This is a genomic window from Bacillus sp. N5-665, assembly GCF_022637375.2.
GTDB lineage: Bacteria > Bacillota > Bacilli > Bacillales > Bacillaceae_G > Bacillus_A > Bacillus_A wiedmannii.
This window is the reverse complement of the sequence record NZ_CP093325.1, coordinates 2806913-2820713: the sequence shown is the minus strand read 5'-3', so window position 1 is coordinate 2820713 and position 13801 is coordinate 2806913. Positions and strand designations below refer to the sequence as shown.

At 32.4% G+C, this 13801-nt stretch carries 18 protein-coding genes and 1 pseudogene; 4 read left to right on the top strand and 15 right to left on the bottom strand.

The annotated features are described in order from the left end of the window. Positions 1–18: 18 nt before the first annotated feature. The 4 genes from MNO09_RS17115 to MNO09_RS17100 form a co-directional block, all read right to left on the bottom strand. Positions 19–1215: an alpha/beta hydrolase gene (locus MNO09_RS17115; RefSeq protein ID WP_098828252.1), complete on the bottom strand. Its 1197-nt coding sequence runs from the start codon at positions 1213–1215 to the stop codon at positions 19–21. 79 nt (positions 1216–1294) lie between these two features. Continuing rightward, the gene (locus tag MNO09_RS17110) at positions 1295–1660 is read right to left on the bottom strand and encodes a hypothetical protein (RefSeq protein WP_000432668.1); all 366 of its coding nucleotides are present in this window, start codon (positions 1658–1660) and stop codon (positions 1295–1297) included. A 268-nt stretch (positions 1661–1928) separates the two neighbouring features. Further along, on the bottom strand, positions 1929–2300 hold the full coding sequence (locus tag MNO09_RS17105; RefSeq protein WP_000924180.1) for a YxiJ-like family protein: 372 nt from the start codon (positions 2298–2300) through the stop codon (positions 1929–1931). Between the two features lie 12 nt (positions 2301–2312). Beyond that, positions 2313–3164, bottom strand: a complete 852-nt coding sequence (locus MNO09_RS17100) for a patatin-like phospholipase family protein (RefSeq protein WP_000789274.1) — start codon at positions 3162–3164, stop codon at positions 2313–2315. Positions 3165–3343: 179 nt separating this feature from the next. On the opposite strand from MNO09_RS17100, the gene MNO09_RS17095 reads away from it, so the two are divergent. Next, complete coding sequence (locus MNO09_RS17095; protein ID WP_000522465.1) at positions 3344–3721, top strand: PH domain-containing protein; 378 nt, start codon at positions 3344–3346, stop codon at positions 3719–3721. A gap of 121 nt (positions 3722–3842) precedes the next feature. On the opposite strand, the pseudogene MNO09_RS17090 reads toward MNO09_RS17095, so the two are convergent. From MNO09_RS17090 to MNO09_RS17070, 5 genes and pseudogenes are all read right to left on the bottom strand, one after another. Then, positions 3843–4316: pseudogene (locus tag MNO09_RS17090) on the bottom strand (GNAT family N-acetyltransferase); the annotation flags it as partial. A 1-nt stretch (position 4317) separates the two neighbouring features. Then, the gene (locus MNO09_RS17085; protein WP_000999066.1) at positions 4318–4839 is read right to left on the bottom strand and encodes a YfiT family bacillithiol transferase; all 522 of its coding nucleotides are present in this window, start codon (positions 4837–4839) and stop codon (positions 4318–4320) included. Positions 4840–4855: 16 nt separating this feature from the next. Further along, positions 4856–5383: a GNAT family N-acetyltransferase gene (locus tag MNO09_RS17080; protein WP_000708345.1), complete on the bottom strand. Its 528-nt coding sequence runs from the start codon at positions 5381–5383 to the stop codon at positions 4856–4858. A gap of 63 nt (positions 5384–5446) precedes the next feature. Next, on the bottom strand, positions 5447–6769 hold the full coding sequence (locus MNO09_RS17075) for an NAD(P)-binding protein (protein WP_000482020.1): 1323 nt from the start codon (positions 6767–6769) through the stop codon (positions 5447–5449). Positions 6770–6831: 62 nt separating this feature from the next. Beyond that, complete coding sequence (locus MNO09_RS17070) at positions 6832–7611, bottom strand: undecaprenyl-diphosphate phosphatase (protein ID WP_001104283.1); 780 nt, start codon at positions 7609–7611, stop codon at positions 6832–6834. A gap of 132 nt (positions 7612–7743) precedes the next feature. Between MNO09_RS17070 and MNO09_RS17065 the strand changes: the two genes are divergently transcribed. Then, entirely contained in the window at positions 7744–7950 is a 207-nt protein-coding gene (locus tag MNO09_RS17065; protein ID WP_000267714.1) for a hypothetical protein, read from the top strand. Between the two features lie 54 nt (positions 7951–8004). Here MNO09_RS17065 and MNO09_RS17060 read toward each other — a convergent pair whose 3' ends face one another. The 4 genes from MNO09_RS17060 to MNO09_RS17045 form a co-directional block, all read right to left on the bottom strand. Further along, complete coding sequence (locus tag MNO09_RS17060) at positions 8005–8385, bottom strand: nucleotide excision repair endonuclease (protein WP_001048941.1); 381 nt, start codon at positions 8383–8385, stop codon at positions 8005–8007. A 77-nt stretch (positions 8386–8462) separates the two neighbouring features. Then, complete coding sequence (locus MNO09_RS17055; protein WP_000282955.1) at positions 8463–9026, bottom strand: GNAT family N-acetyltransferase; 564 nt, start codon at positions 9024–9026, stop codon at positions 8463–8465. A gap of 39 nt (positions 9027–9065) precedes the next feature. Further along, positions 9066–9638, bottom strand: a complete 573-nt coding sequence (locus tag MNO09_RS17050; RefSeq protein WP_001015346.1) for a YybS family protein — start codon at positions 9636–9638, stop codon at positions 9066–9068. Between the two features lie 74 nt (positions 9639–9712). Beyond that, a complete protein-coding gene (locus MNO09_RS17045) occupies positions 9713–11143 on the bottom strand; it encodes a PQQ-dependent sugar dehydrogenase (protein WP_000186023.1) in 1431 nt (476 codons plus the stop codon). A gap of 201 nt (positions 11144–11344) precedes the next feature. Here MNO09_RS17045 and MNO09_RS17040 point away from each other — a divergent pair, with 201 nt between their 5' ends. Together MNO09_RS17040 and MNO09_RS17035 are read left to right on the top strand one after the other, a co-directional pair. After that, positions 11345–11602 carry a hypothetical protein gene (locus tag MNO09_RS17040; RefSeq protein ID WP_000996282.1) on the top strand — a complete coding sequence of 86 codons (258 nt, stop codon included), beginning with the start codon at positions 11345–11347 and terminating at the stop codon, positions 11600–11602. Positions 11603–11650: 48 nt separating this feature from the next. Beyond that, positions 11651–12100 carry an NUDIX hydrolase gene (locus tag MNO09_RS17035; protein ID WP_001202579.1) on the top strand — a complete coding sequence of 150 codons (450 nt, stop codon included), beginning with the start codon at positions 11651–11653 and terminating at the stop codon, positions 12098–12100. 434 nt (positions 12101–12534) lie between these two features. On the opposite strand, the gene MNO09_RS17030 is transcribed toward MNO09_RS17035, so the two are convergent. Both MNO09_RS17030 and MNO09_RS17025 read right to left on the bottom strand, forming a co-directional pair. Beyond that, complete coding sequence (locus MNO09_RS17030) at positions 12535–12723, bottom strand: hypothetical protein (protein WP_000170114.1); 189 nt, start codon at positions 12721–12723, stop codon at positions 12535–12537. 177 nt (positions 12724–12900) lie between these two features. Continuing rightward, on the bottom strand, positions 12901–13569 hold the full coding sequence (locus MNO09_RS17025; RefSeq protein WP_001003171.1) for a DNA alkylation repair protein: 669 nt from the start codon (positions 13567–13569) through the stop codon (positions 12901–12903). Between the last annotated feature and the right edge of the window lie 232 nt (positions 13570–13801).

The following is a 13801-nucleotide window of genomic DNA, read 5'->3' as shown; positions in this document are numbered from 1 at the left end:
CTCTCTCTCCTTTTTAATTTAGGGTGTCGTTTTTGTAAGTTTTAATGCTTTCAATCCATCAAACAACTTTTCTCGCCACCAAACACCGTCATGTCCGCCTTGAAACTCTTCATAAGTAATTTGGTATCCTTTTTCTTTTAAAGCTTTATACAGGCGTCTATTAGCCGTTAAAAGAGGTTTGTTTTCAAGTTCTCCTGCTGCAATATAAAAATGAGGTTGAGTCGCATTTAAATCTATAGATGAAATTTGATTTTCAATCCAAGGAATTTGATTTTCATAACCATCCTTTTTCCAATGCACGGATCCAGACATTGACAACACGTTTCCGAAAACATGTGGATTTTGAAGCGCTGCATAAAAAGCTGCTAAGCCACCAAGACTGAAACCAGCAATTGTTGTATGATTCTTTTCTTGATATACGTGATACCTAGCTTTAATCCACGGAAGTAGTTCCTCCGTTAAAAATGTATTCATTATATCGTTATAAGTTAGCTCTTCTAGTCGATCAACAGAATCTATTGCAACAGCAATACAAGATGGGATTTCTTTTTCGTATATTAAATAATTAAGTGTTTTTGCGATTGAAAGGTTATTAATGAATGAATTCCCATCAAACACAATGAGAAGTTCTTGAAGGTGTGAAGTGTGAGAATAGTCATGAGGCGTATAAATATGAATTTTACGTGTGTTATTTAAAATCGTACTATGAAAAGAATATGTTTCAATTTTTCCGGATAGATAATGGTTTGAAGGAAAACGACTGCTATACTGTATTTCCATCCCTATACTTAACACTGATGCTTTATTAGCGCCTTCTCCAAATGTATTTCCATTAAATCGGTCTAGTTGGTACTGTTCACTACGCTTTATCCAATCATTTTCGAAAAAATCGTTTACTGAAAAATAGTAAGTTGAAATAAAACTCTTATCCGTCCTAAACGTTTCATACCATATATCTGTCTGTAACAACCTTTTTAATTGATTTACAGACAGATCCCAACCAGGAAAACTACCGAATACATAAACATTTTCAGTTTTTTGGTCTCCTAACCATATATACGTTATAAGTTTATACTTATTATCTACAGGACATTGTTCTATTAGTGGCGTATTATTCGACTTTATTTCATGTAAAAAAGTATAAAAAGCTGTCTCATTTCCATTCTTTAATTGATTATTAAGCTCCTCTAACTTAGGACTAATTATTGAAGTCACCCATCTTCCTCCTTTGTATTTCTTTTCACTAGATTGCTTTTATAAAAATTAGGATTAGGATGATATGTATTTAGATGAGTTATTTATTAGAAAGTTTATCAATTGCCTGAATAGAAAGTTCCAATGCTTTTATCCGTCTTGTTAAAAGTGTTCTTTGCGGACTACCAACTTTAGACTTATCATAAGCCCTCTCAATTGATGGAAGTAAACCAACAAGGACATTACGAGCTTCTGCTAACTCTTCTTGACTATACTGGTGACTTTCTTGATTCCAAACGTTTTCTAGTACTGCTAACCCTACACAAACGGCTTTAAGTCGTTTTTTCACTAATGTAGTATTTGCACCTTTTTGAGTCATTTGTGATAGTGCATTTTCAAGTTTACGAATAGTCGATCGTAAAGATTTTATTGATTCTGATTTACCTATATTTGATACGTTTTCCATTTTACTGTTGTTCCTCCTGGCTTAACTTATTTAATACTGGATATAATAAGTACTTGATTTCACTCGAAATATTTTATCATAAATAACTAACGATATTCGAGTTGGACAATCCATTATAGGAAAACAATCGCTAAATGCCTCTCCTCCCTTACTTCATTCTATAAGTACTTCTTTCTGCACATTAAAATTCCTATATAAGCAAGGTATAAATATTGTCTTTTTTATGAACAAAAAACGCACAAGCAGCATAACTTGTACGTTTTAATTTTTATTCAGTAAGATAATATAGTAATAGTTTTCGCGCTTTCTCATAATTCATGAAATCTCTATACAAAACGGGATACTTCACAATTTCTGTTTCTATAGAACGATATTGCGGAAACCATTCAAAAAACGATTTCCTTAACCACTTTATTTGCTGAAACGTAATGTTCTGTTCGTTTCCATTTAGTACAGAACTTAAAGTACCTGCTTTATGCATCCAATACTGATTAAAATCAGCATTTATACAGTCATCATCTGTAAATTTACTTTTTAAGTCTCGTTGCAATTTTCCTGTAGCACGATACGGAAACGGTTTATGCAGCGGACTATGCTTTTTCTGCAATTCATTAAAAATAACCATTTTACCTAATAGCAACTTTCCACCCCTTTATTTCTCTATCCAACGTAATAAATTTTCATAATGATATTGAGCATCTGTATAGCCAAGATTATATAAATTGACAAGTTTTTCTTTATTTCTTTCTATTCCACTTATAGGAAGCTGTACGCTAGGCTGAATGACATAAAAGTTGTCTTTTTGTTCTATATGATTCATATAAGATATCGTCTCATTATAGAAACGATAATGTTCTACTAAAGACTCTGCGATATTCGGATATTTTCTATATAAAATTTTAGCTAGTCCGGATAATTTATTTCGCTGCTTCTCATATCCTTCTGGCTTTGTCATAATCACGACGTTCTTTTGATAACCATCAGTTTGGGCTTTTAAAACCGGTATAGGATCTATAATCCCTCCATCTAGCAATTTTCGATTATCATATTCTACAGCAGGTGCTATAAACGGGACAGAGCTTGATGCACGAATGATTTTTAAAATATCATTTCCATGTTCTATTTTATTGTAATAAACTGCTTTTCCCGAATCGCAATCAGTCGTTCCTATGACAAACTGTTCACTTGAGTTTAAGAAAGTTTGAAAATCAAATGGAACAACTTTATTAGGGACTTCATCAAATAAAAATTCCATTCCGAATAATTCACGTTTTCGAATCAAATTTCGATAAGATATATATCGGTGATCTGACACTAGCTCTGTATTTACTTTTTTATTCCTCCCTTTTTGACGTGATAAATAAGTTGCGCCCATACATGCACCAGCGGATACGCCAACTACATACGGAAAGAATAAGTTCTTTTCCATAAAATATTCGAGTACTCCTGCAGTATATAGACCTTTCATTCCTCCGCCCTCTAATACTAAACCTATATTTTTCATGCTATATCCCTCTGCTTCTTTTTTCTTACTTACATGTTAGCACAAGATTTTAAGATGAGGTTATATAAATGAATTGCAATAATAACCAGAAACTACTAAAGTAATGTCATAATTTCTTAGTAAATAGCATGGTACAATATAAGTAACACAATCCACAAATAACGGAGGAGGAATTTCCTATGGGTTTATTTAGCGGTATTTTAGGAAATGCATCAAATGCGAGTACAGAAAGTGTAGAACGTGATTTAGAGAAGATTATGTTAGACGATGAGAAAGTTGAACATGCTTATAAATTAATTCGTGATTTAATCGTATTTACAAATCGTCGTCTTATTTTAGTAGATAAACAAGGGATATCAGGTAAAAAAACAGAGTATCATTCTATTCCTTATAAAAGTATTACACAATTTAGCATTGAAACAGCTGGGCATTTTGATTTAGATGCTGAGCTTAAAATTTGGGTATCTAGTTTGAGTACGCCAATTACGAAGGAATTTAAAGGTGACGATAGTGTTTTAAGCATTCAAAAAGCGTTAGTAACATATACGACAAAATAACGCCTTTCTGTATGTTTATTCATTATCAAAATTACTAACCCGAGTATTTTGGAAGAATATTCATTGTTTTTGTATATTTAATCTAAAGTAACATAAAAAGGTAAAGCGTATTTCAAATGCTTTACCTTTCTTTTTTGTAATAAATAAGTGTAGTTTTATCATTTAATTTCTTTATTACTTCTGTTCTTTTATACCCCATCTTTTCGTATAGAAAACAATTTCTTTCTTCTTCTAAAATCGTAGCAAGTTCAAAGCTTCGTGTTTCTGGAAACATCTCTTCAATTAAAATAAGTACCTTCTGAGCGATTCCTTTCCCTTGATAGATTGGATGAATGAACATTGGACTGATCCAAAGTTTATAAGGTCTTTCTATTTGGGATATACATATCGCTCCAACAAGGTTCGAATCTATTATCATCTTATAAAAGTTACTGCCGGGATTATTTATCCTTAAAATAGTTTTTTCAATAGATTCATTTGCTGGATTTGTTTCATAGTCTTTATATTTATTTAATAAAGGGCTAAAAGAGTCTATTTGCATTTGAAATAATACTGCTGCATCATTTTCTGTCGCCTTCTCTAATGTAATCTCCATGTTACCAATTTAGTCGCTTTCTTAATGAAGTTATATGCGCTGTATGATGACGTCCATGCCATGCATATAGTCCAATTGCAGCAGCAAGTTTTGTTTCACCAGTATCTGGATGGTTAAATGTCTTTTCTAAATCTTGTAGTTCTAGAGAATATAAAAGGTTAACCCATCTTTTATGTAACGAATCTAACATTACTAGTGAAACGTCTACTGGTAATTTAGAATCAGGTAGTTCTGCCCACTTCTCTTCTTTATATGGTTTAATAGTTGGATTCTTTTCTGTTAGTGCTAATTTAAAGCGTATGTAGCTATTCATATGGCTATCAACAACGTGATGAACTACTTGACGAACCGTCCATCCACCAACTCGATATGGTGTGTCTAACTGCTTCTGATCTAAATCTTTAATTGCTTTTGCTAGTTCATTAGGTAAATCTTCAATTTCTTGAATCCATGTATCAATCATTTCTTCAGTTATAGGACGTTTGTATGTAAATTGCCCAATTGGATAACGTAAATCATTCATGTATAAGTCCCCCTTATTATAAGCGCGAAGTATTTCTCCATATATAATGTACAAACTTCACATGTTCCCCGTTTAATTCTACAGAATTTGTATCTGCTTCGTCTTGATAAGAAGAAAACCCGCTTTTTTCTAATATAATTTGTGATGCGAGATTATTAGTAGTTGTTTTAGCATGAACTTCCGTGATTTCATTATTTTTCGCTATGTCTAAAACTAATTTTACAGCTGCTGTTGCAACCCCTTTTTTAGTAAACTTTTCTCCGACTCGATACCCTAATGAACTGCTTCGAGTTTCCGTATCTATATCTACTAAATTTATTCGTCCTACAATTTCTTTTTCTTCATTACGAATTAAATAAAAATAAGAATCTCCATCCGCTTGTTCTATTAATAAATCGTCTAGTAACTTTTGAAAATATTCAAAATCAAAATATTGAGAGCCACGATTTGGTACCATTGTTTCAAAAAAAGATTTATTCGTAAGTTCAAACGTAAATAAATCTTTAGCATCGTGTTTCATTAATTGTTCTATGTATATTTTCATCTCAACTACTCCTTCTATATCTACTAACTGTTATATATTCTTTTTTAATCAACTATTTTCCTTCTATTTCTTTCGCTTCAGTAATACAGCAAGTAGCACTTTCGGATGAAATAGGTGAAATGGATTACGAATTAAATTCATCACTCTTACTAATCGAATATAAACGTCAGAGTCAGTTGCAGATAGTTGATATATTTGTTTCGTATACCATAGCTGAAATTTTTGCTTTATCGTTAATTCTCTTTTTAGCTGAGGATGACGTGATATTTCCGTTGTAGTCATTTCCCAAGGGGTTTGTATGATATGAGCAGTCTCTTTATAAAACTGCTTTGTAAATGCTTTATCAAGCTTTTGTTTCCTTTGTAAAAGTAACTGCAATTGGTGAGCTTCCATAGCTGCAACTGAAACGCCTTGACCGAAAACAGGATCGAAACGACAATGTGCATCCCCAACTACTAACAATCTTTCGGGTAGATGATTCACTAAATCAAATCGCCTACGTACTTGATATGGAATTTTGTACGTTTTGATATTTGAAATTGCCTCAGCTTTATTTAGAAAATCTGTCACATTAGAAATTGATAGGTTTTCAGCAAAATTATAAAATTCATCATCTGTTTGTGGTGCTTTCTCATTTGCATATCCGCTGAAAGTAACAAAATAACGATTATCCTCAATCGTTTGAATAAGTACGCCATAAGGATTGTCAGGGAAGCTTGGAGACATTAGCATATTACAGCAGTCTAATTTCTCATTTTCTTTAAGTTTAAACATTCTAGTTGCGTAAAATAAATCAATACGCACTTTCTCTTCTTGCACTTCAATATTGTATTCACGTAACCAAGCTATACTTTTTGAACCAAATCCACTCGCATCAACAACAATCTCTGCTTGAATTTCTTCTTGCGTGCCCGTCTCTAAGCATTTAGCTTTTACTCCACATACTTTGTTAAGCTTTCCATCTACTAATAAACCATCAACTAATGTTCCAAATTTAGTGGTAACATTTGAAATATCATCAATTCGTTTTTGAATATGCCATTCAAGCAAAAACCTACTTTGTTGAATCATATGTACTTCTCCTATGAATGGTTGTTTCCATAAACCAAATTGATGCCATTTTAAGTCACGAGTAAAGTTATTTATGATACTACCCGCTTCAATTAATTCATTAGTGCTATTAGGAAACAATTCCTCAATCGCTTTTTCTCCACCTTTCAATAACACATGAGGATGATTACTTTGTGGAACTCTTTTTCTTGAAGACTTTCCATCCCAGCTTTCACCAGCTTCTATAATGATTACTTCTTTAAAAGTAGATGATAATGCTTTTGCTGCGAATTTCCCTGCTATACTTCCGCCAATAACGATAGCCTTATTAAACATATTTTCCCCCTTAATGAAAAAAGACCCTGCCTTGTATGAATGAAACAGTATCTGTTACTAAATTAAAACACATGAGTAAATTGCAACGTTAATATTAAAATACCTAATCCCCATACGTAATACGCGAATACTTTTAATGAGTGACGTTTTAAATATTGAATCATCCATGAAACGGCTATATAACCGAAAAACGCCGCTGATAACGTTCCAACAATTAAAGATGTACTAGAAATAGATTCTGCTTTCCCTTGATAAACATCTGCTAATTGCAAAATGATAGCGCCAACAATGGCTGGTGTTGATAATAAAAAAGAAAAGTAAGCAGCAGTTTCCCGGTCTAACTTCCTCCATAATGCAGCAACGATTGTCATACCAGAACGAGAAATTGCTGGAAAAATAGCAGCCGCTTGAAAGGAACCGATAATTAATGCATCTTTATATGTAATGTCATCCATTTTTTTACGACCATTTTTTTGTTTATCGGCCATATATAGAAATAAACCTGTCACTAAAAACTCCCAACCAATCGTAATACCTGTTTTTGAAATATCCTCAAAAAAGTCTTTGAATAACAATCCAATTACAACTGCGGGTATCGTCCCAACAATAAGTAGTAGCATTAGTTTTGAAAATGGATTTTTAATTAAATATATAAATTCTTTTTTGTAATAAATAAACACTGCAAGCAAAGTTCCAATGTGCAGCATCGTATCTAAAAACAATCCTGCTTCATCTAATTGAAACAAATGCCTTCCTAAATAAAGATGACCTGTACTACTTATCGGTAAAAACTCTGTTAAACCTTGTATGATCCCTAATATAAAAGCTTCTAACCAATTCATGATGGTCCCCTTTCTCATTTGCTTGTACCAATATATGAAGGTTGAATTTTCGATATGAAAAAAACTATATTTCTCTATGAATTTACTTTCATTTTATGGATATATATGTAAAAATAAGTGAGGAGGGTTACTATGTGGCAACATACGAAATTCGGTAATGTATTACTGTGGGCAGGACCTATCCTTGTGTTTATAGGGTTATGTATGACAAATGTTATTTCTGATATTCCTTTCTTTGAGGGAAAGCATAAATCAATTGGCATTGTACTTATATGTATAGGTGTATGCTGTTTTGTTGTTGCTAATCATTTAAAAAAAGGAGAAAAATATGAAGACTAAATTTAAATAAAAAACAATCCCAGTATATGCGCTAGGATTGTTTTTTTTTGTTACTTATTTATAGAACACTTTATCAACGTTATATTTTGCTTTGTATTCATTAATGATATATGTTTCGTAAATTTCTCTTTCTGTTGGATCTTCTACGATACATGCATCAATGCGGTATACTTCATCACGGTGATTTTTAATTGGTGAAACATTGTCTTCAAAATGCTTTTTAATACGTTGTCTAATTTTACGAGCTTTACCTACGAAAAGAAGTTCGTCATTAATATTGTAAAACATAAAAATGCCGCCTTTATCTCTAGGGAACAAGTGGAAATCGATAAAACCGTTAATTGGAGTAATTATTGGCTCGTCTCCTTTAATAACTTGTTTACGTTCAGTAATTGAAACATCAGCTTCAGGAATATTAATTTTAATCAAGTTCATTCACGTCCTCTTTTATTATAAAGATAAATAATAGCATACATATGTAAGAAAAGCTACGTTCAGAGGCATATTTCATTTTATAATTCAAATATTATAGGAGTATCATGTAAACTCTTCTTCCAAATCATATGATCACTTGATTCTCCCCAATAATCCTTTAATACATAACTAGGCTCTCCAAACTTATTCGTCCATATACTTTGTGCTTTTTTGTATCCACTGTCTAAACAGTATTCAGTTATTCCTCTGCTAAGTAACGTAATATACATTGCATTAAGTAATAACTTGCCTATGCCATTTCGTTGATATTCAGGTAGTACAAATACTGTTCCTATTTCATATAAATCTTTAAATACACCACCTGTACAACTATTAATCAATGTACTCGCTGGACCGATTTCAATTGTTCCAATGATTTTATCGTTACTTGTATCAACTGCTAATAAAAAGTAACAATTTTCTCCGTTACTCTCCAAATCATTTTTCAAATACTGTTTTTTCGTTTTAATTTCATTTTCTAAGTCATCTAATAACTGTGATAACCCTTCATTTTTAAATGTATCAGTAATAACAAGACGAAAAAACATATTTAGTTCATCTAAATCATCCGAATTTGGCCTTCTAACTTTAACGTTATACACGACTTAAATCTCCAATCTTTAAAAATATATGAGAAATTGTTAAGACCATACTTTATATACTCTATTCAACATTATTCTACAAATGCCTGCATAGATCCAGCAGTATAGAAAGCTCAAAATAAATATTGATAGAATAATTTTTATATCCAAAGTTGTATGAACAGTAGGACCTAATACAGGAAATCGAAAGATATCAAGAACGACCATAATTCCTATAAGTAAACATATCGCCGAAAAGGAAACAATCCAAATCCTTCTCTTGAATTGTATAAAGGATACTCCTAACACTATACCTAATAAACCTGTAGTAAAAGGAAAGACAATTAGTTCGCTTGGCTCAATAATAAATAATAGGAGAATAGTAAGAATGTAAGAAAGTATTCCCGTGCGAGTAGAATAACAAATAGCGAAAAATATAGGCAGCGTCGCAAAAGGACTAATAAATAAGCCGATACCAGGGATTAAGTTCCCGGCAGATTGAAAAATAGCAGCAAGTGAACCGAGTAACGCTGTAATGACTAACCTCTTTGCTGGCGTCCTCTTTCTTTTATGAACAAAATTCGCATCATGCGCGATCATCAGTTGATACCAATAGTTGCTAAAGTGATTCATCAAAATCCCCCTAAAGATATCTAATTATGCAATGGACGATTATATAATGAATGATTCTGAGAGTGTGTATCATATTAAGGAACGATTTCAAAAATAGTACCTTTGTTAAAGTCAGTTACTTTCATAGAACCGTAAACTCCTAAATATAATCTAGTCTGATCTAAATTTGTTCCTAAACTCATATAATAAGCTGCCTGCTCACCGAAATCATAATGGGTTTCAATAACATGAAAGTCAGTATTTTTACCATGCGTATCAGCTCTAGAATAAGCTAACGCACCCTTTACTGGAGACTGAGATTCTTCTTTCTTAGCAAGATCAGTAAACACGATACTACCCGTTAAACTAGGGATTGCAGTTCCCATATATGGTTGAACTCCTGTAAGTGAAGTTCCTCCAAATTTATCTGGTCTGGAATCTTTATGAAAATAACTGATTAGAGGCTGGATACGCTTCGCGGTTGTTTCTATTGTTTCATTATAATAAGCCATTGTTCTCTCGTCTAAAGTAGGATTCTCAGAACAGTGCCTTATAAAAGAAGTAGGTAATTCTCCTTCCCACCCTCTCCAGCCAAAATTAATAAATTCATATTGCTCGGGAGTATCTCTCATTAAATGGGTTTGAACAAGTTCGGTAACTGGTATTGGTTTGTATTGAACAAATGAAAAAATAGACTCTACTATATCTTGCCCGACGTTTCCGGCATATTTGATATATTGATTATAAAACCTTTGAAATGAAATACCTGTTATATTACGTACGCCTTTTGCAATTACTGTAAGAGTTTCTTGAATAGATAGAGGAAGTTCATTAAAACGTGTAACTACTGGAGGATTGTTTATGAATGTATTTTTACTTACATCGATTTCAATTATTTTACCCGCTACTTCTAAATCATCCTGGCTTAAATTAAATGGATCATAGCCCGAACCGCCATCTCCATTAGTAAAAACAAGTTTTCCAGTCTCAGGTGAAAAGTTTAAGCTATTTACGCCGTTATGATTAAAAAATGGTCTTCTTATATTAAGTAAAGTTCTTCGTTTTTGAAGTTTACCATTTGATTGTAAAATCCATTCTTCAACTGTATCAATATGATCATATTGAGTATCTCTATTTGTCCACTTTAAATTTAAAGTTTTCGGGTCACAAGGATTCGGTTTAAATTGTTCTGAAAGCGCACCTGGTCCTTGAGTGCCGGCTACTGAATAATGAAGATAAAATAAGCCGTTATGATTAAATTGCGGATGAAACGCCAGTCCGAGCAACCCGCGTTCATCATAACCGCTACTAGAAACACCTTCTTCAAATGTGCCTAATTTAATAATTCGGTGACGAATATTTAAAAATGTCTTTATATCTCCGTCTCCTATGTAAAAAACCTCTCCTAATTGGGTTGCGATAAATAGTCTTTCGGTCGATTCACCTGGAAGTCTAGTTGTTTTTATTACAGTTGGTAAATTTATGTTATGAACGATGGGCCGTAAACGAACCTTAACGTTTGTCAATTAACTTTACACCCCTTTTATTCTTTTTAATGGAAGAATATGATTAGAGTAGTTCAATTAGTATTAAAACTATAGATGTGAAGTCGTAATATCTCTGTTCGTACAAGTCTGTTTTCTGCTTAGCATCAATTAACTTATATTCCTTTTTATTACATTTATCGGTATAATATAAGTAGAAAATATAAATTAGGGGGACAATCCATGGCAATCTTACTACAAATCATCGTACCACTTATATGTGCAATATACTTATTTACCCTCTATCGTAATAGTACTATTGGAAAAGCCACTTTTCTCTTAGCAGTCATAATAGGCATTTTCGGTATAGAAAATATTTTTCAATATGCTAGTTTAACAGATCATGTTGTTTATCCATATTGGGGGAGTTTGAAGGCCGTAATCTTTATTTTATCAGTTGTGTTTTTATTCAAAAGAACACCCACTCCATATAATAATTAACAATTATTCATGTTTATTTAAAGCTTATTTTCGGGAAGAGGTTATGCAATGAGAGCGCCATATCAAGTATTAATATTTCCTTATATAATAACTGATGATTCTATTCAATATGCTATTTTTAACCGAAGTGATTATGGTTATTGGCAAGGAATAGCTGGTGGTGGAGAAGATGGTGAGACTCCAATTGAATCAGCAAAACGGGAATCATTTGAAGAGGCTGGTATTTTAAGAAAATATCCCTATATAAAATTAGATTCTGTGTCTTCACTACCTGTAGAGGACGTAGTTGGGGAGTTTCTTTGGGGAGAAGATGTTTATGTAATAAAAGAGTTTTCTTTTGGAGTTAAAGTTCCTACAAAAAATATTTCATTATCCAAAGAACACTTCAATTATAAATGGTTATGCTTTGAAGAAGCAGTAATGCTGTTGAAATGGGATAGTAACAAAACAGCGTTGTGGGAATTAAACAAGAGGTTATTAAAACAATTACAGTATTAGCTAACAAAGCCGTTAGTTAAATAAGAATTAAACACCTTCAAAAACTTTGCTACACTTCATATGCAGCAAGGTTTTTAATTTTTCTAATTCCCAATTAGGTGTAAGTATAGAAAAAATATGAGACATACTAAATAACTAACTATAAATTTTTTTCATTTTCATCTCCCCTATAATTCATGATGCTATCTACATTGTATGACAGTTGCCCTTACCCTAATATAGATAAAATGTAATACGTATATCATATTCATATGAGGTTAACATAACACATCATTAGCGGACATTGTTTATGTATAAAAATCATCTTACCAGTATTTTGCGAAAACAATATTCTATTTCGCTATTTTCATATAGAATATTGTTATCTGATCAAACTATAAAGAGACTGATATAGTCAGTTGTTTAAAATTTAGTTGTTTCACAGTTTCTTTGTATTATGAAACAAACTCACATTTCAAGGTATTTCGATTTACTATAATATATTTCCCTGTTGATTTATTTATTACTTGAGACACTTCCTTGGTATGTGTTACCTCAAACCAATCATTTTGTATATCCACCAATAATTTTATTTCCACATCACTTTTCCCGTATTTTAAACCACTATAAGATACTTTCGTCATTGTGATCGTCCCTTTCTTAATGATTAATATGTGTCATTCAATCTCTTTTTATATTACTTATTTCTATAATACTATACATTATTGAGATGCATAGTATTATAGAAATAATACAATTATCGAGGCATTAAATTCCTTTATTTTTTTGCATTAAACCCTAATAAATTATTCAAAGGTAACTTAATCATTATGTCGTTTGTTAACTTCAATCGTAATGAAATCTGGCAAATAGCTGGGAGTACATCCTTTTGCTACTATTACATCTTTGTAAAGACCTGTTTTCTCACCAAGTTTAATACAACGTGCACGATTCTTTTCATCATAAACGCCTATCCAGCCTGCGGTGAAGTTCATAGCCCATTGAACTTCCGGTTCTTCCTGCGTAATATTAGCTTCTAATGTAGATAGCAAGTCTGCGGTGTTATTAGGCGGTGTTTGTCCAGTCCATCTCAATCGCCCTTGATAATACCAAAAAGCTCGCCTTTGAAGAGCAGAAGGACTATTTTCCCATGACTCCATCAATGCAATTTTCTGCTTGTCTTTGGTGAGCTGATTAGCCATTAACCAATCCATTAAGTTATTTCGCTCATCAAAAGTGTGAGTCTGCATATCCTTATCAAGCTTATTTAGCACATCTTGTGAAAGAAGTTTTTTGTCCATAATTAAGATTGCTAATAGCCTGGGCAAAAACTCTTCGGTTGACCAAAGTTCCATAGCTAGTTCGTGATCTTTTTTAATGTCCTTCGCGATTTTTCGTAAGTCGCCTAGCTTAGTTTTACTATTGATCTGAGATAGAATGTTTTCTGCTTTTGAAGAGCGTTTTATTTCTGTATCTTTTTTTTCATTCATTTTATACAACTCCTTTATTAAAGCACTGTTTCATTATAAGTCTTATTGCAAACGTTTTTCCATTTTTCGGGAAAATCGTCTCCTTAATTTGATGACGATGTATGGTGCCCCCTAATAATTAAGAAAAAGCTGATTTTATATATGGAAATAAATATAAGTCTATGACCTATTTTTACACGTATCTCGGCTGTACCCAATTATATTATCTCGCCCACTTTTTCATCTAAATATT

Coding starts and splice junctions, on each gene's coding strand:
- MNO09_RS17110 (WP_000432668.1), bottom strand. CDS start 1,660: ATGGAAAACGTATCAAATATAGGTAAATCAGAATCAATAAAATCTTTA.
- MNO09_RS17100 (WP_000789274.1), bottom strand. CDS start 3,164: ATGAAAAATATAGGTTTAGTATTAGAGGGCGGAGGAATGAAAGGTCTA.
- MNO09_RS17095 (WP_000522465.1), top strand. CDS start 3,344: ATGGGTTTATTTAGCGGTATTTTAGGAAATGCATCAAATGCGAGTACA.
- MNO09_RS17085 (WP_000999066.1), bottom strand. CDS start 4,839: ATGAATGATTTACGTTATCCAATTGGGCAATTTACATACAAACGTCCT.
- MNO09_RS17080 (WP_000708345.1), bottom strand. CDS start 5,383: ATGAAAATATACATAGAACAATTAATGAAACACGATGCTAAAGATTTA.
- MNO09_RS17075 (WP_000482020.1), bottom strand. CDS start 6,769: ATGTTTAATAAGGCTATCGTTATTGGCGGAAGTATAGCAGGGAAATTC.
- MNO09_RS17070 (WP_001104283.1), bottom strand. CDS start 7,611: ATGAATTGGTTAGAAGCTTTTATATTAGGGATCATACAAGGTTTAACA.
- MNO09_RS17065 (WP_000267714.1), top strand. CDS start 7,744: ATGTGGCAACATACGAAATTCGGTAATGTATTACTGTGGGCAGGACCT.
- MNO09_RS17060 (WP_001048941.1), bottom strand. CDS start 8,385: ATGAACTTGATTAAAATTAATATTCCTGAAGCTGATGTTTCAATTACT.
- MNO09_RS17050 (WP_001015346.1), bottom strand. CDS start 9,638: ATGAATCACTTTAGCAACTATTGGTATCAACTGATGATCGCGCATGAT.
- MNO09_RS17040 (WP_000996282.1), top strand. CDS start 11,345: ATGGCAATCTTACTACAAATCATCGTACCACTTATATGTGCAATATAC.
- MNO09_RS17035 (WP_001202579.1), top strand. CDS start 11,651: ATGAGAGCGCCATATCAAGTATTAATATTTCCTTATATAATAACTGAT.
- MNO09_RS17030 (WP_000170114.1), bottom strand. CDS start 12,723: ATGACGAAAGTATCTTATAGTGGTTTAAAATACGGGAAAAGTGATGTG.
- MNO09_RS17025 (WP_001003171.1), bottom strand. CDS start 13,569: ATGAATGAAAAAAAAGATACAGAAATAAAACGCTCTTCAAAAGCAGAA.